The 26157-nt window shown below is 40.9% G+C and carries 22 protein-coding genes and 1 other annotated feature; of the genes, 10 read left to right on the forward strand and 12 right to left on the reverse strand.

Annotation, left to right across the window (positions count from 1 at the left end; genetic code table 11):
• Positions 1-2: 2 nt before the first annotated feature.
• Genes NST39_RS17010 through NST39_RS17025 form a run of 4 tightly spaced genes read right to left on the reverse strand, consistent with a single transcriptional unit; the run spans position 3 to position 2029 of the window.
• Positions 3-389 carry a phage holin family protein gene (locus tag NST39_RS17010; RefSeq protein ID WP_003213568.1) on the reverse strand — a complete coding sequence of 129 codons (387 nt, stop codon included), beginning with the start codon at positions 387-389 and terminating at the stop codon, positions 3-5.
• Positions 390-584, reverse strand: coding sequence for a PspC domain-containing protein (locus tag NST39_RS17015; protein ID WP_044139369.1), 195 nt, complete (start codon positions 582-584; stop codon positions 390-392).
• Between the two features lie 6 nt (positions 585-590).
• The gene (locus tag NST39_RS17020) at positions 591-1682 is read right to left on the reverse strand and encodes a DUF4097 family beta strand repeat-containing protein (RefSeq protein WP_217012120.1); all 1092 of its coding nucleotides are present in this window, start codon (positions 1680-1682) and stop codon (positions 591-593) included.
• Positions 1683-1693: 11 nt separating this feature from the next.
• Positions 1694-2029 carry a membrane protein gene (locus NST39_RS17025; protein WP_044139366.1) on the reverse strand — a complete coding sequence of 112 codons (336 nt, stop codon included), beginning with the start codon at positions 2027-2029 and terminating at the stop codon, positions 1694-1696.
• A 197-nt stretch (positions 2030-2226) separates the two neighbouring features.
• Between NST39_RS17025 and NST39_RS17030 the strand changes: the two genes are divergently transcribed.
• Complete coding sequence (locus NST39_RS17030) at positions 2227-2457, forward strand: hypothetical protein (RefSeq protein ID WP_065097952.1); 231 nt, start codon at positions 2227-2229, stop codon at positions 2455-2457.
• Positions 2458-2690: 233 nt separating this feature from the next.
• On the opposite strand, the gene uvrA is transcribed toward NST39_RS17030, so the two are convergent.
• The 3 genes from uvrA to NST39_RS17045 form a co-directional block, all read right to left on the reverse strand.
• Positions 2691-5567, reverse strand: coding sequence for an excinuclease ABC subunit UvrA (gene uvrA, locus NST39_RS17035; protein ID WP_065097951.1), 2877 nt, complete (start codon positions 5565-5567; stop codon positions 2691-2693).
• A 7-nt stretch (positions 5568-5574) separates the two neighbouring features.
• Positions 5575-7560: an excinuclease ABC subunit UvrB gene (uvrB, locus tag NST39_RS17040; RefSeq protein WP_044139364.1), complete on the reverse strand. Its 1986-nt coding sequence runs from the start codon at positions 7558-7560 to the stop codon at positions 5575-5577.
• A 295-nt stretch (positions 7561-7855) separates the two neighbouring features.
• Positions 7856-8101: a CsbA family protein gene (locus NST39_RS17045; protein ID WP_012011392.1), complete on the reverse strand. Its 246-nt coding sequence runs from the start codon at positions 8099-8101 to the stop codon at positions 7856-7858.
• Between the two features lie 284 nt (positions 8102-8385).
• On the opposite strand from NST39_RS17045, the gene NST39_RS17050 reads away from it, so the two are divergent.
• From NST39_RS17050 to NST39_RS17085, 8 genes are all read left to right on the forward strand, one after another.
• Complete coding sequence (locus NST39_RS17050) at positions 8386-10917, forward strand: PEP/pyruvate-binding domain-containing protein (protein WP_341029415.1); 2532 nt, start codon at positions 8386-8388, stop codon at positions 10915-10917.
• Between the two features lie 90 nt (positions 10918-11007).
• Entirely contained in the window at positions 11008-11580 is a 573-nt protein-coding gene (locus NST39_RS17055; protein ID WP_341029417.1) for a TetR/AcrR family transcriptional regulator, read from the forward strand.
• 40 nt (positions 11581-11620) lie between these two features.
• A complete protein-coding gene (locus NST39_RS17060) occupies positions 11621-12955 on the forward strand; it encodes an MFS transporter (RefSeq protein ID WP_341029418.1) in 1335 nt (444 codons plus the stop codon).
• 276 nt (positions 12956-13231) lie between these two features.
• A complete protein-coding gene (locus NST39_RS17065) occupies positions 13232-14215 on the forward strand; it encodes a YncE family protein (RefSeq protein ID WP_341029421.1) in 984 nt (327 codons plus the stop codon).
• A complete protein-coding gene (locus NST39_RS17070; RefSeq protein ID WP_113768125.1) occupies positions 14212-14898 on the forward strand; it encodes a response regulator transcription factor in 687 nt (228 codons plus the stop codon). Before NST39_RS17065 ends, NST39_RS17070 begins: the two co-directional genes overlap by 4 nt.
• Positions 14895-16313, forward strand: a complete 1419-nt coding sequence (locus tag NST39_RS17075) for a HAMP domain-containing sensor histidine kinase (RefSeq protein ID WP_341029424.1) — start codon at positions 14895-14897, stop codon at positions 16311-16313. The genes NST39_RS17070 and NST39_RS17075 overlap by 4 nt, the downstream gene beginning before the upstream one ends.
• Before the next feature lie 148 nt (positions 16314-16461).
• Entirely contained in the window at positions 16462-18585 is a 2124-nt protein-coding gene (locus NST39_RS17080) for an ArnT family glycosyltransferase (protein ID WP_341029426.1), read from the forward strand.
• A gap of 30 nt (positions 18586-18615) precedes the next feature.
• Positions 18616-19608, forward strand: a complete 993-nt coding sequence (locus NST39_RS17085) for a glycosyltransferase family 2 protein (RefSeq protein WP_341029428.1) — start codon at positions 18616-18618, stop codon at positions 19606-19608.
• 46 nt (positions 19609-19654) lie between these two features.
• On the opposite strand, the gene NST39_RS17090 is transcribed toward NST39_RS17085, so the two are convergent.
• A complete protein-coding gene (locus tag NST39_RS17090; protein ID WP_341029429.1) occupies positions 19655-21004 on the reverse strand; it encodes an amino acid permease in 1350 nt (449 codons plus the stop codon).
• A gap of 75 nt (positions 21005-21079) precedes the next feature.
• Positions 21080-21304 (reverse strand) — a binding site (T-box leader).
• A 90-nt stretch (positions 21305-21394) separates the two neighbouring features.
• Complete coding sequence (locus NST39_RS17095) at positions 21395-22069, reverse strand: NAD(P)H-dependent oxidoreductase (RefSeq protein WP_044139356.1); 675 nt, start codon at positions 22067-22069, stop codon at positions 21395-21397.
• A 229-nt stretch (positions 22070-22298) separates the two neighbouring features.
• On the opposite strand from NST39_RS17095, the gene NST39_RS17100 reads away from it, so the two are divergent.
• Positions 22299-22664: a winged helix-turn-helix transcriptional regulator gene (locus NST39_RS17100; protein WP_003213136.1), complete on the forward strand. Its 366-nt coding sequence runs from the start codon at positions 22299-22301 to the stop codon at positions 22662-22664.
• A gap of 10 nt (positions 22665-22674) precedes the next feature.
• Here the strand turns inward: NST39_RS17100 and NST39_RS17105 are convergent, their stop codons facing one another.
• The 3 genes from NST39_RS17105 to ctpB form a co-directional block, all read right to left on the reverse strand.
• The gene (locus NST39_RS17105) at positions 22675-23862 is read right to left on the reverse strand and encodes a PDZ domain-containing protein (RefSeq protein WP_341029432.1); all 1188 of its coding nucleotides are present in this window, start codon (positions 23860-23862) and stop codon (positions 22675-22677) included.
• 68 nt (positions 23863-23930) lie between these two features.
• On the reverse strand, positions 23931-24284 hold the full coding sequence (locus NST39_RS17110; RefSeq protein WP_003212923.1) for a swarming motility protein SwrAA: 354 nt from the start codon (positions 24282-24284) through the stop codon (positions 23931-23933).
• A gap of 344 nt (positions 24285-24628) precedes the next feature.
• Entirely contained in the window at positions 24629-26077 is a 1449-nt protein-coding gene (ctpB, locus tag NST39_RS17115; protein ID WP_126741951.1) for a carboxy-terminal processing protease CtpB, read from the reverse strand.
• Positions 26078-26157 lie beyond the last annotated feature (80 nt).

The following is a 26157-nucleotide window of genomic DNA, read 5'->3' on the forward strand; positions in this document are numbered from 1 at the left end:
CGTTAGCTTTTTTTCGCTAACGGCTCCACAATTCCTTTTTGTATCAACAGGTGGAAAATGGATAATATGACAGCCATCCAAATGGCCGTTCCAAACCCATCAATATTAAAACTATCACCCATAAAACTTGATGTCATCATAAGTGTGATGGCATTAATCACAAATAAGAACAATCCTAGTGTAAGAACGGTTACTGGAAGCGTTAAAATGATCAAAAACGGCTTCACTAAAATATTGAGCAAGGATAAAATAATACTTGCCACAATGGCTGCGCCAAACCCTTCAATATATACGCTCCCAAGCCCTGGCAGAATGCCTGAATCAAAATATCCCGCAATGACGATTAAAAGTAATGCATTGACTAAAATACTGACGATCCATCTAAGCATTTAGTTAGTGCCTTCTTCCGGAACAACAAAATACCAGATGAAGTAGACCAAGAAAATTGGCATAAATGCTGTCATAAATCCGATGATGACCGTTAAAATGCGAAGCAGAGATGCATCGACACTTAAGTATTCGGCAAGTCCACCAACAACACCCGCTATTTTTTTATCTGTTGCTGAACGATAAAGCTTCTTCATGTAGAATCACTCCTTGTCTGATTGGTGCTTTACTTGTATTGAACCTGTTTTTGTTTCTGCAAAAATGGATATACTGTTCACTGCCTGTTGGTTGGCTTTGATCATTTTCTCTTTTTGTAATGTCTCATTTTTCTCTTTAATCATCTCTGCATCAAGCAAATCGTGAGAAATAGACCCAAGATTGCTTTTCAGCTCAGCGGTCACTGCACACGCACGCGGGATCTCGACGTCCACACTGCCTGTTGTCGTTTTCGCATAAATGGAACGGCACTTTTCATCCGACAGCTGAACCGCTATGTTTCCGTTAAAGCTTTGGGCATCAATTGATTCACTTTTCCCGCGTAGGTCAATGAGCCCATTGATGGTTTCTACTTCAATCATACCACACTCGTGATCCGCCAGTTTAATTTGTCCGTTTGCTGTTTCAATTCCAACCTTTTCAGCCTGTAGAGAGGCAAAAGAGACAACACCATTGGTGGTTTTCGCAGCAAGTTCTTTTGTCTTTAGCTTTTCCCCGCGAATCGGACCATTAAACAGTTTAACCTTGATTTTATCGTATTGGATACGCGGTACATATAAAGTGACATTGACTTTCATTGTCTTCTTTTCGGTCCGGATAAAAAATTTATCCCCTTCGAGGCCGCAGTCCAATTGATTGAGAAATTGCTGTCTTGCCTGCTCTCCGTCTTCTGCACGGTAGATTTTCGCATGGCATTCTGCTCGAATATCGCCATCGTCCCAAGGCATCACATTGAGACTGCCGTTCGCCAATTGAATATCTAAATGAGAGAGTGAGGCGTCTTTGAACTGAAAAATGTGCTCAACGTCGACCGACTGTCCAAAGTTCAAATCAAGATCTACGTCTTTCACCTTTTTCACCGCAGAATCTAACCAGCCAAACAGCTTTGCACCAAGATTTTCGGTACCAGTTCCTTTGCTCTCTGTGCCAGCTTTTTCTTCATGAAAGGTGTGGTCAGCCGTTGATTTTTCTAATGAAACAGACGGACTTTCCTCCAGTTTTTCAAGCAGCGTAATCGCTTCTTTTGCCGATAATGTCCCGTCTTCTACTAATTTTAAAATGCGTTCTTTTTCATTCATACATAGCCCTCCTACGATTTGATGGATTGAAGTACTTTAATACCTTGAATGATATTCCAAATGACAGAGATCAAAAAGCCAATGGCGACTAAAAAGGACAGGATGAGCATCGTGATCACTGGCATGAGTGAGTCACTTGCCTGTGTCGATAATAAAAATGGAATAGATCCAAAAACCAGCAACACGCACGCTGCGACTGGCAAAACATGTGACCATAATGCCCGCATCGCGTGCCGTTTCGGTTCCTTTTGGTCGACTACAAAATATGCCACGATCGGTACAATAAACGGCATAAAAAATACACTAAAATAACAAATTGATGCAATGATCGACTGATCTCTATTCATATATATTCGCTCCTTCATGATGAAAATTCCTTTCTAACTCATACGTTTATTGCGTATCAAAAGTTTCAAAATCATTCGATTTACATATGACCTTAGACACAAATTACATCTTTTTGCACCTAAGTGTAGATTCTTCACGGATTACCCTTTAAAATATGTTGAAAAGATGGTGATTATCATTATAGGGGGTAATTATTTTGACAGATCATCATAATACTAACCACACGGCTCAAGCGCTTTTAGACCTTATACAGAAACAAAAAAGCATGAACAGCGATATGATCAGGGAGCTTGAGACCATTCATCCGTCTCATCCACAGTATGGTGATATCCGTTATTTAAAAGTACTGCTCGACAGCAGCAGCACGCATATTTTAAAGGATTTAACGCAACTCAGTCATTTAATGCCGAAGGAAGATGCGCAATAAAAGGAAAACCCCTCGATAAAGAGGGGTTTCAGATTGTTGACAAAGGGCTAAAATGTTCTTTATTTTAGCCCTTTGTCTTCTTTTCAGCGTGATAGAAAACCTTTGCAGTCCTAGGAAGGACGAGTACTGGCGCGGAGCGAATTTGACATTCGTGAGCACCAGCACGCAGGACTGACACCGAATGCGAGGGTTTGTCTACACGCTGAAACCCCTCGATAAAGAGGGGTTTTTTCTTATGACGATGTCACACGTTCCGTTTCTTTGACCAACTGTTTCATTCGTTTACGGTCACGCTCTAAAATAGGCTTTAAGTATCGACCAGTGTAAGAAGCTTTTTCTTTTGCAATTTGCTCAGGAGTCCCAGAGGCAATGATCGTTCCGCCGCCTGCACCGCCCTCTGGTCCGAGATCAACGAGGTAATCAGCAGCCTTAATAATATCAAGGTTGTGCTCAATCACTAGCACCGTATCTCCGTTTTCGACCAAACGCTGAAGCACTTTTAATAAACGGGCAATATCATCCACATGCAGACCTGTTGTCGGCTCGTCTAAAATATAAAGAGACCTTCCGTTTGAACGGCGGTGAAGCTCAGATGCCAATTTCACACGCTGCGCCTCTCCCCCGGACAATGTCGTCGCAGGCTGTCCAAGTGTAATGTACCCTAGTCCAACATCAAAAATCGTTTGAAGCTTCCGCTTAATTTTCGGGATGTTCTCGAAAAATTGGAGTGCGTCCTCCACGGTCATTTCAAGCACATCAGCAATGTTCTTCCCTTTATATGTGACCTCAAGTGTCTCGCGGTTATACCGTTTCCCGTGGCACACCTCACAAGGCACATACACATCAGGTAAAAAGTGCATTTCGATTTTAATGATGCCATCTCCGCGACATGCCTCACAGCGCCCACCTTTGACGTTAAAGCTGAATCTACCTTTTTTATACCCTCGTACCTTTGCTTCATTGGTTTGTGCAAACACATCCCGCACATCATCAAATACGCCTGTATACGTGGCAGGGTTGGATCTCGGCGTACGACCGATTGGAGATTGATCAATATCAATCACCTTATCTAAGTGATCCATTCCTTTGATTTCTTTGTGCTGTCCTGGCTTCGTCTTCGCTCTGTGCAGTTTTTGCGCAAGTGATTTTAATAGAATTTCATTCACAAGCGTACTTTTCCCTGAACCTGACACACCGGTCACAGCTGTAAAGATGCCTAGAGGGAACTTCGCATTGACGTTTTTCAGGTTGTTTTCTTTTGCCCCTTTGATCTCAATGTAGCGGCCGTCAGACTTTCTTCTTTCAATCGGTAGCGGGATAAATTTCTCTCCAGATAAATATTGTCCTGTTAAAGATTTCTTGTCCTTCATGACTTCTTCCGGCGTCCCAGCTGAAATCACTTCTCCTCCATGAACTCCTGCTCCAGGTCCAATATCAATCAAATAATCAGCGGCTAGCATTGTATCCTCATCATGCTCTACGACAATGAGGGTATTCCCGATGTCGCGCATGTTTTTCAATGTCCCGATCAACCGGTCATTATCACGCTGATGCAGGCCAATGGATGGTTCATCTAATATATAAAGAACACCCGTCAGCCTTGACCCAATTTGAGTCGCCAGACGAATCCGCTGCGCCTCTCCTCCGGATAGTGTGCCAGCCGAGCGGCTCAATGTGAGGTAATCTAATCCCACATTATTTAAAAAGGACAAGCGCTCTTTGATTTCCCGTAAAATGAGCTGGGCAATCTGCAAATCTTTCTCAGACAACTCGATTTCACCATATAAATCAAGGGCATCAGAGACAGACAAATCAGTGATTTCTCCGATATGTTTGCCATTGATCAGAACCGCAAGCGTCTCTTTTTTCAGACGATATCCTTTACATGTCGGACATGGCTGGTTCGCCATATACTTCTCCATTTGCTCACGAATATAATCAGAGCTGGTTTCCTTATAGCGTCGTTCAATGTTACGAAGAACACCTTCAAATTCAATTTCATTTTCACGTACCTGACCAAAATCATTTTCATATTTAAAATAAATCCGTTCAGAGCCGCTGCCATATAAAATTTTATCGAATAAATGCGACGGTATATCTTTCACTGGAATGTCCATGTCGATGCCGTAATGTGTACATACTGCCTCAAGGAGCTGAGGATAGTATTGTGAGCTCTGCGGCTCCCAAGGGGCAATGGCATGCTGTCGTAACGTCAAATCCTTATTAGGAATGACAAGCTCAGGGTCAACTTCTAGTTTAGAGCCAAGCCCATCACAGCTCGGACAGGCACCAAAAGGACTATTGAATGAAAACATTCTTGGCTCAAGCTCACCAATAGAAAATCCGCAGTGCGGACAGGCATGATGTTCACTGAATAACAGCTCTTCTTGTCCAATCACGTCAATCATCACACGGCCTTCACCTAGTCGCAGCGCCGTTTCAAGGGAGTCAGACAGCCGAGCCGCAACGCCTTCCTTCACCACGATTCGATCAATCACGACTTCAATGGAATGCTTCTTGTTCTTTTCAAGCTCGATCTCTTCTGACAGATCTTCCATCTCTCCATCGACTCTTACTCGAACATAGCCCTGCTTTCGAATTTGATCAAGTACTTTAACATGTGTTCCTTTGCGGCCAGATACGACCGGCGCTAGCACTTGCAATTTCGTTCTTTCTGGATATTCTAAAATACGATCTGTCATCTGCTCAATCGTTTGGGACGTAATTTCAATCCCATGTATCGGACAAATAGGTTTCCCAACTCGAGCATACAAGAGTCGTAAATAATCATAGATTTCAGTAACGGTTCCAACTGTTGATCTAGGGTTCCGGCTCGTCGTCTTCTGATCAATACTAATCGCCGGAGAAAGACCTTCAATGGCATCTACATCCGGTTTATCCATTTGACCGAGAAATTGGCGCGCATACGCTGAAAGAGATTCAACGTACCTGCGCTGACCCTCTGCATAAATGGTATCAAAGGCAAGAGACGATTTTCCTGAACCAGATAAACCCGTGATGACCACTAGCTGGTCACGCGGGATATTCACATCAATATTTTTAAGGTTGTGGGCTCTAGCACCTTTCACCTCTATTCGTTCCATAGCCATCAGGCAATCATCCTTCCGCTTTTAGCTCTAGCAATAGATCTCTTAATTCTGCTGCTTTTTCAAAATCAAGCGCTTTTGCTGCATCTTTCATTTCCATCTCGACCTTTTCGATCACTTTTTCTCGTTCTTTTTTGCTCATTTTTGACAGCTTTGGTGCTGCATTTGTTTCATATTCTTCCGATTCTTCATGTATCTTTGTTGCTTTAATGGCATCTCTGATTTTCTTATGGATGGTTTGCGGAGTAATTCCATATTTCTCATTATACGCCTCTTGCTGCTCTCGTCTTCGCTTCGTTTCTTGAATCGCAATATCCATTGATTTGGTCATTTTATCTGCATACATAATGACTCGGCCTTCTGAATTTCTCGCTGCCCGGCCAATCGTCTGGATAAGGGATCTTTCAGAGCGTAAGAAGCCTTCTTTATCTGCATCTAAAATCGTCACGAGCGACACCTCTGGAATATCCAGTCCTTCACGAAGAAGGTTGATTCCCACAAGCACATCATATTTTCCGAGACGTAAATCGCGAATAATCTCAATCCGCTCAAGGGTCTTAATTTCTGAATGCAGATAATTGACCTTGATTCCGATCTCTTTTAAGTAATCTGTAAGATCCTCAGACATTTTCTTCGTCAGCGTCGTCACAAGCACACGTTCATTTTTCTCAACCCGCGCATGAATTTCTCCAATTAAGTCATCAATTTGCCCTTCAATCGGACGCACTTCAATGATTGGATCAAGTAAACCTGTTGGACGAATAATTTGTTCCACAACCTCTGGGGTTTTCTCAAGCTCGTAAGGACCAGGAGTGGCAGATACATGTACAATATGATTAATATGCTTTTCAAACTCATCAAAGGTGAGCGGTCTGTTATCAAGTGCTGAAGGCAGACGGAATCCGTGATCAACCAACACTTGCTTTCTTGCTTGGTCCCCGTTGTACATCGCGCGTATTTGCGGTATTGTCACATGTGACTCATCGACAACAATCATAAAATCATCTGGGAAATAATCAAGCAATGTGTAAGGTGTTGAACCAGGAGGACGCAAGGTCAGGTGCCTTGAGTAGTTCTCGATTCCTGAACAAAAGCCCATTTCTCTCATCATCTCAAGGTCATATCTTGTCCGCTGCTCAAGACGCTGCGCTTCTAGCAATTTTTCATTATCTCGAAGTTTTTCGAGCTGCTCTTCAAGCTCTTGTTCAATATTAATAATCGCTTTTTCCATTTTTTCTTCTCTTGTGACGAAGTGAGATGCTGGGAAAATAGCCACATGCTCACGATCACCGAGTATTTCTCCAGTCAGTGCATCCACTTCACGAATACGTTCAATTTCATCACCGAAAAACTCCACTCTGATACAATGCTCATCACGTGAAGCAGGGAAAATTTCAACGACGTCTCCTCGTACTCGGAAGGTTCCACGCTGAAAATCTATATCATTACGAGAATACTGAATGTCCACCAGCTTACGAAGAAGCTGATTGCGTTCAATCTCCATTTCAGTACGTAAAGACAGCACAAGCTCTCGATATTCCTCTGGCGAACCTAAGCCATAAATACAGGAGACACTGGCAATGATGATGACATCTCTCCGCTCAAATAACGAGGACGTAGCGGAGTGTCTCAGTTTATCAATCTCATCATTGATGCTGGCATCCTTTTCAATAAATGTATCAGTCTGAGGCACATACGCCTCTGGTTGGTAATAATCATAGTAACTCACAAAATATTCGACAGCATTATTCGGAAAGAATTCCTTGAACTCGCTGTATAGCTGACCGGCAAGTGTCTTGTTATGCGCAATGACAAGTGTCGGCTTGTTCACTTCTTTGATCAGGTTGGATACAGTAAAGGTCTTTCCCGTACCTGTAGCACCTAACAGCGTTTGATGCTGTTTTCCCTGATGGATCCCCTCAACAAGCTTTTCAATCGCCTTCGGCTGGTCTCCTTGGGGCTGATAGTTAGAAACTAATTCAAAGCGGTCACTCACATCAAAGCCTCCGTTTCGTTACGAAATCTATCTAATGAATATATTATCATAAAAGAACACAAAAATACGAACTAAAGTTCGGCTCTTGCTTGATTTTTATTTCCAATACAGTCATACCCTCTCTTCAATACCAAATAACCCTCTTGCGAAAACCTTCCTTTCAGTATGGAACATTTTGGTGTGAGATATTCGATGAGCAGAAAAAGAGCACAAAAAGAAAGCTGCACTCACTAGAATTCGTAAGCACAGCTTATAAAACGTCATCTTTCTGCCTAACATGCTCTTGATGATGATATCAATGATGTTTTTCAGCCTTTTCTCTCTTTTCAATTTCTTTTTTAGCCATATATAATGCCCCAGCTACTAAAGAAATGATATCTAATCCCACAATAAAGTAGGTTTCTGTATAGCCCTTCATGTACGAGGCAAATAAAAGCGCTGCTGTTAATGCAATGCCCACATAATGATTATAAGTAACCTTTGAAAATAAAATAACGAGCAGGAAAGGAAAAACAAGTGCAAATATGGCTTTTGTAATCACATAAACCCTCCCTCTTCTTGGTCTACTCCCTTGATTATAGTAAAGATTGGCATATTGAACAATTCACAGTTTTCAATTTCACCTATTTTTCTTTCTGTTCGGAGACTTTTGTTATAGATATAGAAGGAAATTAGTGAGAATGTCCCCTTTGTAAAGATAGGTCTTTCCGTCTTTGACAGTAACATCCAATAAATCCTATGATTAAAATGATAGTGCGCACTATCATTTTAAAAACAATAGAGAGACAGACAAACCATTGGCTATTTGGATAAGGGGGCATTCCCATGTATTCAGTTTTATTTCATGCGGCTGAAGAATCCGAAGCACTCGCAGGGGCAAAAGGCCTGAATTTAATCAAATTAAACAATCACGGCCTGCCAGTACCAGATGGATTTATTATCAAAACCAACAGCTTTTCAAGCTTTCTTTCATATCACAACCTGCATCCAACTGAACAAAACCTTGCTGACAAAATCAAAGAAGCATCGTTCCCTTCTCAAATGGAAGCAGAACTCCTTTCGTCCTTTCAATCATTGCGGAAGACTTATCCCTCAGTTGCAGTTCGATCCTCTTCTGTTGCTGAAGATCTCGAAGGCGCCTCATTTGCAGGACAGTACGAGACCTATTTAAATATCAAAACAAATGAAGAATTCTTACAGGCTGTCAAAGAATGCTGGTCTTCTTATTTTGGAGCGAGAGTGACAGAATATAAGGAAGAGATGGATGAAAACGAGGAAGAGATGCCGCTCATGGCTGTTGTCGTTCAAGGATTGATCCATTCTGACGTCTCCGGTGTCATCTTTAGTGAAAATCCCGTAACAGGACAAACAAATGAAATGATGCTCACAGCAAGCTACGGACTAGGAGAAGCAATCGTCTCCGGGATTGTGACACCAGACACATTTATTGTAGACAAAGAGACACTTTCTATTGAAAAATCACTTGGAACGAAAGAACTGCAAATTGTACCTTATCAAGAAGGTGTCATTGAACAATCAGTAACTGAGGAAATGGCTGGTCAGTTTTGCCTGAATGATGACCAATTAGTAGAAATCACGCAAATCACCAAACAAGTAGAAGCACTTTATGGTCATAGCGTCGATATCGAATTTGGAATAGCAAATGGCACATTTTATTTACTTCAAGCCAGGCCGATTACTACAGCCCTCTCAAAAGCAGCAGATGAGACAGCGGGCGCTTCTTTTCAAATGCAGCCAGACGAGCTGCAGGATTTCTGGATCTCAATGGACGATCATATGCCGGGCCCAACAAGTCCTCTCTTTTCAAGTCTGATCATCCCAGCATTAAAAAGCGGTATGAGGAAAAATGGTGAAAAATATCAAGTGCCTGATCTGAATATTAAAGATATCAAGCTTTATAGAGGTCACCTGTATTCATCACCGTCCCTGCCTGAAGCGAGTGCAGAAACTGCACCAGTTTTTGATGAGAGCATATTTGAGTTATTTCCACATTTAAGTGAACGTATGTATGAGATTTTAGAGAAAAATTTCTTTCCCTTTTATGAAAAAATCGATCGCCAAATGAAGGAACCGATGACCATTGAAGACGCCATCGTCGGCTTCGAAAAATTAAAGACTTTTTATATACAAGCATACGATGATCATTTTGATATTGTCATACCTCAAGTCATTTTATCGACTATGATTGAAGACATGCTTGTGACGTATACTGGTGATCAATCACAAGTGATCCTGCTGCATGAGATGATGATAGGCGTGATGAACAAATCTCTTGAAACAGACAAGAAGCTATCTGATTTTGCAAAGAGTGTCCTTCAAGATACTGAACTTCATCAAGCGTTTATGAAGCATGAAAAGAACCCAGAGCTGCTTGATGCACTCACTCAATCGGAAAAAGGCAGACACTTCATTTCGGAATTAGAGGAATTTCTTCAAGTCTATGGCTGGCGATCTGTTAAAAGTCATGATCTTACGGAGGTGACATGGGCGGAAAACCCTGAGTTTATACTAGATATCATCAGAAACAACATTCAACACCAATGTGATTTTGATGAAGAATTTGCACAAGCCGTCATCAAAAGACAAGAGACATATGAACATTTTATGAGCCAAGTGAAGGATGAAGCGTTTAAAACGAAATTTGAGACACTTTATCAATTTGCTCTACAGGCCGCTAATATCCGTGATGATCACCACTTCTACATTGATGCCATGTTAGATGCTAAAGCCAGGGTATATCTATTAAAAATTGGTGAACTTCTTGTACAAAAAGGAGCGATTCCTCATCAAGAAGATCTATGGTATCTCTACGATGAGGAGGTACACACAGCGCTCACAACGTCTACAACATTTAATACGGTCATCGCACACAGAAAAATTGACATGAAAGAAAATGAAGCCATTCAGCCACCAGCTTATATGGGCACCCCAACTGAATCTGAATTGCAGCAAGTAGAAAGAATGCTCGGTTCATTAAGAGAAAATGAAAACAACACAAGCGATATGATCTATGGAATTGGCGCATCTAGCGGTATTGTTTCTGGAAGAGTAAAAGTCATTACATGTGCTGAGGAATTCTCACAATTTCAAAAGGATGATATTTTAGTTTGCAAAACAACCACACCTTTATGGACGAGCTTATTTAGAGATGCAAAAGCAGTCATAACCGATGCTGGAGGCATTTTGTCTCATTCAGCTATTATTGCTAGAGAGTATATGATGCCAGCTGTCCTAGGTACCCGAATAGCGACTGAAACACTTCAATCCGGTGACCTTGTGACAGTAGATGGAAGCAATGGACGCATTCAGATATTAAAACAGCATGCACGTGCCTAACTTTATTGTTTTGGATCATATTGGCGGTCATAGGTTTTATCGGTATACTTACTTTGTTGCAAACACATTCATGACCTGAGGTGAGTATGCTTGTTAAAATCTACAAATCAACGAATCATTCGCGCAACAATGAATTTATTAACTGAAAAGGGCTATCAAAAAACCACAACCAAAGAAATAGCCACAAAAGCGAATGTCAGTGAAGCGACTATTTTCCGCAACTTTAAAAACAAACGCGGCGTCATTGCTGCCATTATGAAAATGAAATCAACACCGACAAAAACCTTAGAAGCAGAATTTAAAGGCGATTTATACACCGATTTAAAGTTTCTCGGTTCATATTTCCTTGAAGATTTAACTTCAAACAAAGAATTTATTTATATCAGCATGCGAGAACCAGCTATGTTTAAAGATTTGACCAGTCATGAAAAAATTTATCCTCAAGAACTAAGGGAAATGCTGATACAATATTTCAAAAAGATGAGTGCTCAGCATCATGTCTTAAAAGGAAAAGAAGACATTTATGCAGACATTTTCATTAGTACGTATTTCGGTTTTTTTATTCAGCAGCTTGAGCAAGACTTCCAGCTCGTATTAACACAAAAAGATGATTTTATTGAGACATACACACACATTTTCATGAGAGGAATTTCTCCCGCTTAAAGGGTGGAATTCTTCTTTTTTACAAAAGGTGGTATACACATTGAAGTTACAAAAAGAGAGCTTGATCATCTATTCTTTGTTACTTGGAGCTATACTAGTTCCGGTCAACTCAACGATGATCGCAGTCGCTTTATCATCCATATCAACTTATTATGATCAATCCATTTCAAACATTACTTGGGTTGTCACGATTTATCTTATTGTCATGGCGGTCACCCAGCCTATCGCTGGTAAGTTAGGAGATATATACGGACACCGCCGCATGTATTTAACCGGAGTGACACTCTTTTTAATTGGCTCGATTGGCTGTGCTTTAGCACCTAATCTAGCATTTCTCATCATCTTTCGCTCCATTCAAGCAGCTGGCGGGGCTATTTTAACACCGAATAGCATTGCTTTGATTCGTGCAACAGTCTCACCAGAAAAGCTATCTAAAACAATGGGTTACTTTGGATTTGGTGCTGGTATTGGTGCCGCACTTGGGCCTTTTCTTGGATCGATTCTCATTCAGAGTTTTGATTGGCATTCCATATTCTTAGTGAATATCCCATTCCTATTTCTTACACTAGTCACCGGCGTTTTTCTCATTCCAAACATAAAGCATACACGTTTACAAGCAAGGGTAGATATGATCGGTTCATTGTATTTAACCATCGGAATTGCCACAATCATTCTATGCACAAAAAGCCAGCTACTAAATGAATATTTAATTTATGGCATTCTAGCATTGATTGTCATTCCTTTATTCTTTAAACATGTACGGAAAGTAAAGAATCCAATTATCGATTTATCCCTATTTAAAAACAGTTCATTTACAAATGCGAATCTGTCGATCATGCTAAGTAATTTTGTGATGTATGCTATCCTTCTCATCATGCCACTGTTTATGGAACAGCAACTTGCCCTTTCTCATACACAAAGCGGTATGATTCTATCGGTATTTTCTCTTTGTATGTCTCTTAGCGGTTTATTAGGCGCAAGACTCCATCCAAAAAAAGGCGCGAAAAAAATGATTCGCTTTTCATTTCTCTGCCTTACTTTAACAGGCATCATGTTAATTACACTGAGTCAGTACCCAACCTTACCACTCTTGATCGTGACACTAGTCGCAGGTGGAATTTCATCAGGGATTGGTATGACAAGTATGCAGATGGCTTCTTTAACAGCTGTTGATCAAAGTTTATCTGGTTCGGCATCTGGTATTTTCTCAACCTTTCGATATTTTGGCAGTATCATTTCGTCGACTTTGATTGGTATCATGAGTGGTTTCCAACCTTTATTTATTGTATTAATGGGCGCAGGAATCCTTGGCTTCCTTTTATCCCAACGCGTCAAAACGAAATCTACCTCCCCATCATCTGGGCATTCTGCCTAATGACTCCCTGCGCTCTATGTCGATTTAGAGCGGGGGAGTTTTCATTATTTTTATCACTGTAAGCTATAACAGGCACAGGAATCAAATATTGAAAATCCTTTTTTAAAGAGGAAAAAAAGCCATATGACTAGACAAAAAAGGAACTTTAAATCGAATTGTCCTCATTCATCCACCTAAGATCTGTTTTTCAACTCTTTCAGCATTGATAACTTCGATTTTTTTTCACAATTTTTGTGGTATGCTTTTTGAAAATAGAGGACGCAAAGGAGCGGAAGAATGGAACGTGTAAAATATGTTTTGATCTATTTATCAGCTCTATTGTTATTCCTGTCAGGCTGTGGAAAAGACCAGCAGTTTACTCCACCTGGCAGCTCTCAATCGATCGCGGTCATCTCTCAATTAAAAAAAGCCTCCTTTTCAATCGTTGATTTACAAAAGAATAAAATGATCTCTTCCGTTGATTTAAAACATCCGCTCACTGATCTTATCCAAATCAACAAAGACGTCATCATCGCAACTAGTAAAGAAGGAGAATCGCTTATCGAAATTAATTTAAAAAAAGGTACAGCAACAGATTATATGGATGTGAATAAAGGACTGACTTCCCTTACATATGATGCAGCTTCTCACACCTTAATTGCAGCGGATTCACAGAAAAATGTCGTTTATTTTATTGATCCGCAGCGTAAAAAAATAAAAGCAACTGTGAAGACCGGAAAGTTACCTTCTTCTATGACACTTTCTCCGTCAGGTACTTTATTTGTATTAAATGCAGAAAGTCATACTGTCTCTGTCATAGATATTGAGAAGGAAAAACATATACGTACGTTCTCTGTACTTGAACGACCTTCTGGTATTCATTTTGATGGACAATCCATTTGGATCGGTGGTCACGGTAAACCAGGCACTTTAAATAAGAGCATTTTTGCTTACGACCCTCAAACAGGTAAAAAGCAGCGAGAAATAAAACTAGGCGTTATGCCTGTTGCATTCTTTTCAGAGAAAAATTCTTCTACTTTATATGTACTTTGTCATGGAGATCATACGCTATACAAAGTAGATACAGAGACGAATAAGCAGCTTGCTTCTGTTGAAACTGGTCAAAATCCGAATTATATCACCGCTGATACCACATCAATATATGTGAGTAACTTAGATGACAATTCAGTATCAATTATCGATAAACATACATTCATGATGAAAAATCGACTGAATGTCCCATCAGGACCTTATGCTATCGTGTTGGAGGAAAAGAAATGAAAGAACAAATGCATATTTTAATCGTAGACGATGAGTTCGATATGCTTGAGTTAATCGGATCCTTCTTAAAAAGACAAGGCTTTCACATCATCACAGCTAGTAATGGATTGGATGCCTTACGTCAGCTTGAAAAAGAACCTGTTGACCTTGTAGTACTAGATATCATGATGCCTGATATGGATGGATTTGAAGTCTGCCAGCGTATCAGGCAAACATCTCAAATCCCCATCTTATTCTTAACAGCTAGAAGTTATGAGGAGGATCGAATTAGAGGCCTAGAAATTGGTGCGGATGACTACATCATGAAGCCTTTCAGTCTACGTGAGCTTGCAGCAAGAATTGAAACAACTTTGAGACGAATTAGAGGTCTTTCGCTAAAGCGCAGCCGCATACAGTTTGGTGACATGGAGATTGATCAGGATGGTAGACAAGTCTATATCCATCAGGAGCCCATTAATTTAACTAGAAGAGAATTCGATTTGCTCATGTTTCTTTTACTCAATCAAGGCCAAGTGTTTTCACGAGAACAGCTCTATCAAAAATTGTGGGAATCACATTCTACGAGCGGCTCTTTACGAACAGTCGATACACATATCAAAACACTGCGACTGAAATTAAAGGGAGCGGAACGGCATATAAAAACCGTTTGGGGTGTCGGCTATAAGTTTGAGGAGGAAGAATGAAGCCTTTATCGATTAAAAAGAAAGTGCTCTTCTTAATCCTTGTAGTGACCGGAATCGTTGCTGCCTCAGCTCTTGCCCTCACCTATTACTTATACCAGCATTTATATGTTGATAAGCAGATTGATTCCTTAAGTTTACAAGGTAAAAAGCTGGCACAAATTTATCATCAACACGGGAAAGATACGTATTTTACCGATAGAATAAAATGGGCTAACGACTCGAGTCAGGCGAACATTATTTTTACAGATGACCCAATGGAACTTTCAAGTGGTCTTCCTTTTGATACGAACACAAATGATAACCTCATCACGTTTAAGGAACGCCAAAAGCTCCTTCAAGGGGAAACCGTCGTGTTGATTAGAGAACACTCACAGTTTCATCAAGATATTCTTGGCATCGCCATCCCTGTTTTCTCAAGCAAAGATGAGCTATCAGGGACAATTTTTCTATCCATGCCCTTATCGGATGTATATGAACCCTTTGTCCAAATCAGATTGACACTTGGCATATCCATTTTATTAATTCTGCTCCTGATTTTCTTTATCGGATATAAAAGCTCCAATAAAGTCGTTCGGACAATTAATCAAATGAAAGAAATTGCGATGGAAATGGAATCTGGTGATTTTTCAAAACGGATGGCTGTGACCAAAAACGGAGATGAGTTAAATCAGCTGAGCCGCTCTTTTAACAAACTGTCTTCTACCCTTGAAAAAGTTGAGCAGCACCGCAGGGAATTTCTTGCGAATGTCTCCCACGAACTTCGAACTCCGCTAAGTTATATGAAAGGATATGCTGAAGGTATTGAAGAGGGCATTATTGATCAAAAGAAAGGCATGCAGATTATTCAAGACGAATCCACACGATTAAGCAGGCTCGTACATGACCTTCTAGATCTCGCGCAGTTAGAGGGGGAATCTTACCCACTAACGATGGAGCCTCTCGTCTTTGCACAGCTTATTCATGATGTTCTTGATCAAATGAAATTCATTGCTAGTCAAAAGGGAATCTCGTTCAACCGAGCACTCGAAGAGGATTGTATTATTTATGGTGATAGCGATCGACTTGAGCAAGTCGTTCGTAATTTATTGGACAATGCCATCCATTACACGCCGTCAGGAAAATCGATTTCGATTGAATTATTCGTTCACCAAAACACTGCTGAATTGAGTATTACAGATGAAGGTAGCGGAATTCCAAAAGAAGAACTCCCTCATGTTTCTGAGCGTTTTTATCGAGTGAATAAAGCGCGCACAAGAAAAGATGGCGGCTCTGGTCTTGGGCTAGCCATTGTTTATCAAATTATTAAAAAACATCGTGGCACGTTCGTTCTTCAATCTGAACAAGGCATAGGTACGACCGCTATTATACAATTACCAAGTGCAGAGAGCACTGAAATTCCGCCTGTCTCCCCATAAAATAAGATGACACCTTAAACCAAACAGCTCTTTTCTAGAGCTGTTTTTATTTAACAGAAAAATAAAGAATTGGCCTTTTTTTATTAATAATTTATTCATATTTGCTTGTTACACTTTTTTCAAGTTAAGAAAAAGGAGTGACAAGCTTTTGATTAAACGCTTTCAGAAATTTGATCTTTATTTATTTTTCATATTGATTTTATCTGCCATTTTAAACATTTATAACATTTGGAACGACGATACGGTGAACGCTTATTATACAGCGGCGGTCACAAGTATGATGCAAAGCTGGCATAATTTCTTCTTTGCTTCGTTCGATCCCTCAGGTTATGTCACGGTGGATAAACCGCCGCTCGCCTTCTGGCTGCAAACGATCAGTGCCAAAATTTTCGGCCTGCATGGCTGGAGTGTGATCTTACCCCAAGCTTTAGCTGGCATTGGATCTGTTTATTTAATCTACCGCCTAGTCAAACCTACATTTGGCCAGGCTGCTGCAAGACTGTCAGCACTCATTATGGCGTGCACACCAATCGCAGTTGCTGTATCTCGTACAAATAACATTGACAGCTTACTCGTCTTTATTCTATTACTCGCAACAGCCATGATGTTCAAGGCTATGAAACAGCAGAAGCTGCTTTGGGCGATTGCTTCTTTTGCAATGATCGGTGTCGGTTTTAATACAAAAATGCTTCAAGCGTATATGATTGTACCGGCTCTCGTCCTGTTTTACATCATTGCCTTCCGAACGACATGGAAGAAAAAGTTGTTATCACTGATGATTTCAATGATTGTTCTTTTAGGTGTATCTGCTTCTTGGTCTATAGCGGTTGATCTCACTTCCAAAGACAATCGTCCTTATATGGGATCAAGTCAATCGAACTCAGCACTAGAATTAGCCTTTGGTTACAACGGTCTTCAGCGGTTAACTGGTCAACAGTCTGGCGGGAGAGGCGGTACAAATCAGGGGCAGGGGCAGCCACCTTCACAGCAGGGTGATCAGCAAAATGACAATGATTCATCCACCATGCCTCAGCTGCCATCCAATGGTAATCAAAACAACTCAGACAATTCAAACCAATCATTCAGTCAGGAACAGCCTTCAATGCAAGGACCACCAAGCAGTGCAAACGGCACAATACCACCTGATATGCCTTCACCCGGTAATGGTGATGGACCTCCAAATGGCGGGGGCGGAAAGATGGGAAATGGTTCTGGCATGTTTGGAACAGGAACAAAAGGGCCGTTACGTCTGCTCCAATCTGAACTATCTGATCAAATCAGCTGGCTGCTTCCGTTGGCGCTCTTCGGTGCGATTGGTATCTTCTTCTCGACAGCCTTTGAAAGAAGACGTCTCAATACAAAACAAAAAGAAACACTATTTTGGTTAGCTTGGCTTATACCTGTTGCTGCATTTTTCAGTGTAGCAGGATTTTTCCATCACTATTATTTAATCATGCTGGCACCGCCAATTGCTGTATTAGCAGGAGCCGGATCGGTTTCTATGACTCAATTGTTTCAAACAGGAACTGGCTTTAAAAAATGGCTTCTTCCAATTGCGATATTCGTCACAACCGCATTTGAAATCTTTATCCTATCCACTTTTACAAGCACGATCGGTCTTGGACTAAGCATTGCAGTCGGTATCATTGGTGTTGGAACAATCCTTTCTCTGCTTTTGATAAAAGGAAAAGAAAAACTAAAACAATTCGTGTCTCTCATCGCCATCCTTGGCATGCTGATCGCACCACTATACTGGGCAAGCACACCTCTTCTTTATGGAGGAAACAGTATGCTTCCAGAGGCTGGTCCTCAGCTTGCAACTTCAAATGGCAGCATGAGTTCACAAGTCAATGAAAAGCTGATCAGCTATCTTGAGAAAAACAATACGGGAGAAGAATTCCTATTCGGGACAACAGATGCAACCACTTCTTCACCTTACATTATTAAAACAGGAAAAGCTGTTATGGCATTAGGTGGATTTAGTGGATCTGATAACATTCTCACGCTTAGTGAATTCAAACAGCTCGTCAAAGACGGCAAAATCAAATACTTCTATCTTTCTGGTATGAGAGGCGGCAGCTCTGACATTCTAACTTGGATTCAAAAAAATGGCAAAGAAGTAGTTGCTTCTAAATGGCAGCACAGCTCTACATCCAAAACGAACCAGCAAACAGACAGCTCAGACAGCCAACAATCAGAACAAAATGATCAGTCAAATGGACGAATGGGCGGAATGGAGAGCGGTACTCTTTATGAACTATCCGTTGATTAATTCATCTATTAAAGGGAGGAACGATAACTGATGGAAAAGAACATACAATATTCTATTGTAGTCCCAGTGTATAATGAAGAACTTGTGATCAATGAATCGTATCAGCGCCTTAAGACCGTCATGGATTCAACGGGAGGAGCATATGAGCTTCTATTCGTCAATGACGGCAGTATGGATCGAACAGCTGAACTGCTTAAAGGATACTGCCAGACCGATCCGAATGTGAGACTTATTGATTTTTCTCGTAACTTTGGACATCAAATTGCAATTACAGCGGGAATGGATTATGCAAAGGGTGAAGCTGTCGTAGTGATTGATGCGGATTTACAAGATCCACCTGAATTGATTTTAGACATGATTGAAAAATGGAAGGAAGGCTATGAGGTCGTATACGCAGTCCGTACCAAACGAAAAGGCGAAACGGTTTTTAAAAAATACACCGCCTCCCTTTTCTACCGAGTGCTACGTCAAATCACCGAAGTAGATATTCCTATTGACACCGGCGACTTTAGATTGTTGGATCGTAAAGTATGTCATGAAATGAGAAAAATCCGTGAGAAAAATCCATTTGTCCGCGGATTAGTGAGCTGGGTCGGCTTCAAACAGGTTGCGGTAGAATATGTTCGGGATGAGCGGCTCGCAGGAGAAACAAAGTACCCTCTCAAAAAGATGCTCAAGCTCTCGATGGATGGGATCACATCTTTTTCTTACAAACCTTTAAAACTAGCCAGCGTGGCAGGTATTGCCCTTTCAGCTATTGGCTTCATTTCGATGTTTCTAGTTTTATATTTAAAGCTTTTTACAAACAGCACCATCACCGGCTGGAGTTCATTAATTGTCATTCAGCTATTCTTTAGCGGGATTATCCTCTTTATGTTAGGCATGATCGGAGAGTATATTGGCCGAATCTACGATGAAGCCAAGGACCGGCCGCTTTATATCGTCAGAGATAGCTATGGCCTTCAGGCAAAGCCACATCCAGTTCAATCCCCTGTTCATTTCAAGCAATATAAACAGCATTAAAAAAAGCGTGCGAGACCCCTTCAGAAGGTCCTGCACGCTTTTTAGCTTATACAACTGTTTCAAACCGTTTTCTATTAAAAAAGAATGAAAGTGTAATGATTAAATAAATGCCCATTGTGACCAGCGTTTGGACAATTGGTGTATTTAAAACAACGCCGACAAAAATGGCCATGATCGCAATGACGGAAAACCACGTTGTGAAAGGATACAGCTTCACGCGATATCCGCCTGGCTGTGCGACGCTTCGAGATTTTAAATGACCGACGGCAATGATAAACCAGATGAATAGAACTGTGTAGCTTAAAGATCCCATTAAATAATTAAAGGTTTGACTTCCTACAAAAAGAGAGATTAATACGGCTGCATACAAAGTAGATGTACATACTAGAATCGCTCTGACTGGCACCTGCTGTTTCGACAGCTTCGAAAAGCCCTTCCATATACGGCCATCCATTGCCTGCGTAAATAGTACCCTTGAAGAAGCATACAGACCAGAGTTCATAGAAGACAAGATCGCTAATAAAATAATCCCGTTCATGATATCACTTGCATATGGCACACCAATCGTTGCAAACACCGTGACAAATGGGCTCACTTGTTCATTGTTTACTTGATTCCAAGGAATTAAGCTGACGATGATGAAGAACGGAAGTACATAAAAACCGATGATTCGTACAAATGTACTTTGAATGGCTTTTGGGATGACTTTTTCAGGGTTTTTCGTTTCTGCTAATGTAACCCCAATCATTTCAGTTCCGCCATATGAATACACGACCACCAGCATTGCCGCAATTAAGCCGCCTGTTCCATTCGGGAAAAATCCTCCGTGTTCGGTTAAGTTGGATAATCCCGGTGCTGCATGCTGTCCGAATGAGACAAACAGCATCGTTAACCCAATGATAATAAATAAAAGAATGACAGCAATTTTAATAGAAGCTAACCAGTACTCTGTTTCAGCAAACATTTTGACTGAACAAACATTGATCAATGTCACAACAAGTGAAATGATTAACACAAGTGTCCAAATCGGTACTTGCGGGAACCAGTACTGAATAAAGATTGCAGACACGATCGCTTCTGCTGCAATGTTCAACACCCACATTTTCCAATAGATCCAGTCTAAGAAATAGGCGGGGTATTTGCCTAACACAGGTTCAATTAAATCACGGAATGTTCTAGCGCCAGGTCGTGCAACTGTCATTTCGGCAAGTCCTTGCATAATAAATAATAAAATAAGACCACCAATCATATATGCCAAAATGACAGCAGGACCCGCGATATCAATGGCAGAACTGCTTCCTTTAAACAGACCAGCACCGATGGCTCCGCCAAGTGCGAGCATCATGATATGCCTTGACGTCATTGTTCGTTTTAACTGCACATGTTCCTTTTCCATTTTCTATAGCTCCTTTAAATTTGAATCTTCAGACAAATATAAGATAAAAGCATATAAAAAGGCCAGTCATCTCCTTGAAGAGACGACTGACCTTGCAACCGCGTTACCACTCTTATTGACTCAGACATAGCTGAATCCAACTTGAAACCCGATAACGGAGGTCACACGTAAAGACTTACTATTCATTCAGTCTTGCCGCTCCTTGAGCGAGTTCAATGATCCGTTTTACTGCGTTGCACCAACCCGCAGCTCTCTTAGAAAACGGATATTCATTTACTATTCTCAAGTCAAAGCGTTTTATAGTCAATTTGTCTATTTATAAAAGATTTTATTTTTTAAATATACTGACTAACCACGCAATTGTCAACAGCCTTTTTCAGACATTTTCTTTTAACGAATCCAAACGGCTACTTCATCCATTGGACGACGCGTTTTGCCGCGCTTTGGCTCAATGACTCGATACCCAAAGGCAGCCATGACAGAGATGTCGTACTGACCATCTTCAAGTAATCCTTCTTCCTCAAGCATACGATGAATTTCATCGTAGCTGAATCCCTCAACAGGGCATGAATCAATGCCGATTTGTGCCGCGGCTGTCATCATATTTCCAAGGGCAATATACGTTTGCTTGGAAGCCCAATCGAAGAGCGTACGGTCAGTTTCCATCAAATGAAGATCATTCTCTTGGAATTGTTTGTAGCGTTCTTTTACCATCTCAAACGTTTCGTCTGTCATTCCCTTGATTTCCTTGTTGATGTATTCTGCATATGGTGAATCATACCGGGCGTCTGTTCTTGCCAAAATGATCACAAAATGGCTGGCAGTTGGAAGCTGCTTTTGCGCACCCCATGTATATTCTTTTAATTTCTCTCTAAATGCTTCATTTTGAACGACGAGGAACTTCCAAGGCTCAAAGCCGACAGAGCTTGGAGAAAGTCTTCCTGTTTCTAAAATGAACGCAAAGTCATCTTCTGAAATCTTTTTCGCCGGGTCAAACTCTTTTGTCGCATGACGGAATTCATACGCCTCAATGATTTCTTTTTTTAATTGCTCTTTGTCTCGCATGGTATTCATCCTTTCTAGTGAACGATTAGGGTGTGAAGTTTCACGAATCCAATTTCTTTCCATTCCCATATAGAAATTGTTATGATAAGAAAACAAACAGCCCGAATGTGTGATGTGATACCTCTATGGTAAAAGAAAAGTTTCCTTTGATTCAAGTACGCACATTTTTGTTCGTTAGGTACAATCATGTTCGTTTATCACCCATTTCGTCTTAGAAAGGAGTGTAAAAATGAGTGCACCATCCAATCCAGTCAGTATTGTCAATCATGGCTGTCCCGTTTCAACCACCTCGAGTGTAATAGGAGGAAAATGGAAAGGAGTGATCCTTTATCATTTGACTTGCGGTCCAAAACGATACAACGAATTACGCCGGCTTCTGCCAAGAATTTCTCAGCGTGTTCTTACGCTGCAATTGCGCGAGCTAGAACAAGACGGCGTTGTTCACAGAGAAGTCTATGAGGAGGTCCCTCCTCGTGTCGAATATTCACTCACTTCTCTAGGAGATACGTTAAAGCCTATCATCTTCGCTATGCGTGAATGGGGCGAATCCTATGGAAAAGAAGCGCGCCCAAAAGAAAAAAGCTGCCATCTCTAGCAGCTTTTTTTTATGATGAAATCGCCGTTGATTCTTGCTGTGGATCATCCTTCACAAACAGGATGCCAAGCTGATGATGCTCCCCTTCGTAAGAAGCGCGTTTCTCAAACCTTGTCTGACCATTCAAGCCAATGATCTCAAGCTTTGTCAGAGCACGATTGGTTTGAAGGGCTTCGTAAAATTCCGAAACGGTTTTGACTTCAATTCCATTCACCTTTGTAATGACTTCTCCGATCTCAAGCTTTAAATCAGCTGCAGGTGTATTCGGAATGATTCCCAGCACCATTAGCCCTTGATTACGCTTAGAGAAGTAGAATGGAGCCGCATTGTCGTTAACTCTCTGTTTCCATGAAAGGATAGCTCTTCCGGCAATCGCTATCAATACAGCTGCCCATGCAATCGGCGTAAACCAAATACTTGCAGCACCTAGTAAAGCAACAGCGAGTCCAAGCATGAGAATACGCCGTGCCGTAATTTGAATGCTCACAATTGGCAGCGATCCTTGAATCCGCTGCCCGAAACCGATGATGTATGGAATCAAAATAAATGAAAAGCTTTGATCGTGTACTTGAAGCACCGGCCACCATGGCAGAGAAGAAGTAAATTCACCTGCCGGCATCAGCAAAACAAGCGGTAAAAGCCACAGACGGTTTGCCCGCTGCTGGCCAATCAAAAGTCCTCTCGCACTCATCACCATTGCAGGCGATGTTCGTAAATGCGCCGTTCGATAGGCTAGAATCCCCTCGGTCATTAATAAAAGACCTAGCAGAATAACAACGGCTGATGCATTCATCATTGAGAGCTGCGGCAGCCATGAATGGCTCACTTGGAAATACATGAGTCCTAGTGCCGCAATAAAACTGAAACCGAGTGTGTATGCAGACGAAAGCGCACTCGCCTTAAAGAATAAAGAGCAAACGATGGTCATCGCTGCAATCAGCACGATGAATCCAGGTGGGAGGGCAATCCCTAAGCCTACTGAAATGACGGATAGGCAAATCCCTAGAATCCATCCTTTTGAATATGTAAATTTAAGTTCATCGTATACATCTTCTATTCTTGTTTGAAACGTTTTTCTCTCCCGCTTTACGCGGATGTAGCCATGTAACAGGCTGATTAATATCATGAAATAAAAAAGAGGGTGGATTAAAAATAGACCGACCGCTTTTAATCCAGCTCCCATCCACTCCGAGCTCATTATCGTTCACCGCCCAAGTCAAGCATTTTCTCTTATTCTATCAAATAAATCGATGCTTGACACCAGGTTTATTTCTCCTGATTCATCCAAAGTGTGACATTCGACAGTGAAAAATCTTTTAAGTAGTGATTGACATCTACATCTAGTATGCCGCCGAGCAGCTGCATCGACCTCTTGATGTCGGTTAAGTTTATACCAAGTCTCTTATGATTATCCATTAAATAATTGAAGTATATCTCAGCACAGTCTTCATCGATTTCGTCGACTGATTCTACCGTTGTGTAATTGACCAAGTACCTGCTTAACAGCATGAGCAGACTTAATGCCTTTGTAGCGGAAAACGTCACATCTTTCGAACGACTCTTAAGCTCCTCTACCAACTCGTAATATTTTTTCTCTCTCACAATACTTGCCCTTTTCAATTGTGTACCCCCATTTACTAGTTCTTTTAAGAAAAGCGCAAACCTCGGTACAGCTTAATGCTCAAGCTGAATATCCGCAAAAAATAAAATATTTAAAATGAGTGCTACTTTATATTGTAAGAATTATTTATGTAACATACAACTTTCAAAAGTTTCATTTTCATGACATGTTTAAATCAACAGAAAGTCTCTTATATAAATAAGTTATCGGGTAAAATCGAAGGAATGTTATGTTTTTTGTAAAATAAATGAATATATTTCTCGATATAATTTATTTTTAAGAATAAACTATTACATGTTTGTGACACTTATGAACCAAAAAAAAGAGGCATTTATTCGCCTCTTTATTTTTTAAGATATAGTGCTTTTAGTGCAGTCTGCAGTTGAAGATCATTTTTTTCATAGGATTTCACTTCATCCACCATTTTGTTCATCATTTTCGCTGTCTTCAGATCAATTACACCTGATTTATCGAGATTGTATGTGCTTTGGAAGGCTAATACCGCCTTTTTCGTTTCTTCATCAAAGTAGCCGTCTACTCTGCCGGGGTCGAATGACAATCCCTTTAATAACGTCTGTGCTTGTCTCACTTCTTCATTGTTCATATCAAGCTGAAGTGGTTCTTTCAGCTGAAGCGGTCCTACAGTAAAGTAATCTGGCTGATGAATCGCAATCGTTGGTACGACACCTTTTTTGTGAATCCAATTCCCTTTTGGCGTGAGCCATTTATACAACGTTAATTTAATGTTACTGCCGTCACCCATTGGAACCGCCTGCTGCACAGTGCCTTTACCAAAGGAGACATCACCGACGACTTCATATTTTCCGGCTTCTTTCATAGCACCAGCAAGTATTTCAGAAGCGGATGCACTGCCTTTATCGATTAAGACATTAACTGGGTAAGGCTTCTGTTCTTTCCGCTTTGAAAAATAGCGTTTCCTGTCGCCGTTCCGTTCTGCAATTTGAATATAAGGCTGATCCTTTGTAATAAAGTGCTTCAGAATGTCTTCTACACTTTGCAGATAGCCTCCAGGGTTTCCTCTCACATCAAGCACAAGACCTTCTATGCCCTTTTTCTCGAGCTGTTTCAGGCTTGACGTGAAATCCTTCGCAGTATCTTCTGAAAAGCTTGAGATCGCGATATAGCCTGTTTTATGACCATTTACCTCTTTCACAGAGGAAGTCACGGTTTCAAGTGGGATTTCTTCTCGTTTGATTTGGAACGTTAACTCTTTTTCAATCCCATTTCGTCTGATTTTCAGAGCGACGGATGTTCCTTTTTTCCCTCTTATTTTCAGTACAGCATCGTTTAAGCTTTTTTCTTTCATCGACTCACCATCAATGCTGATGATTTCATCTTTCGGCTTTAGACCTGCTTTTGCTGCAGGGGATTTTTTAAAGGCAGAGACGATAATGATTTTTCCTTCATCCATCCCCACTTCTGCCCCAATTCCCTCAAAAGAAGAATCAAGCGAATCAGAAAATTGCTTGGCGGTTTGCTTGTCCATGTATACTGAATACGGATCATTTAAAGTTGAAAGCATTCCTTGAATGGCACCTTCAAGCAGCTTTTGGCGATCCACTTCCTCTACATATTCATTCGAAATAAGGTCATAGGCTTTCTCAATTTTCTCCATCCCATTCTCTTTCGCCTTATCACTTGATTGAGCTTGTCCAGCCATTGCAGCAGCTGCTTGCGGTGACTCTGCATGAGTTCCCTCTTTATGCGTCATCACCCCTGCACTGATTAATAGAACGACACTTGCCATAATAGATGCGATTTGTTTTTTCATATTTGGCCTCCTTCTTCAACTCTTCCTGATGACCTGAGTTATTATATGCCAGAAGAAGGGATTTCATGTAAAGACATTCT

Origin of the sequence: Bacillus sp. FSL W8-0645 (assembly GCF_038007905.1) — a bacterium.
Taxonomy (GTDB): Bacteria; Bacillota; Bacilli; order Bacillales; family Bacillaceae; genus Bacillus; species Bacillus pumilus.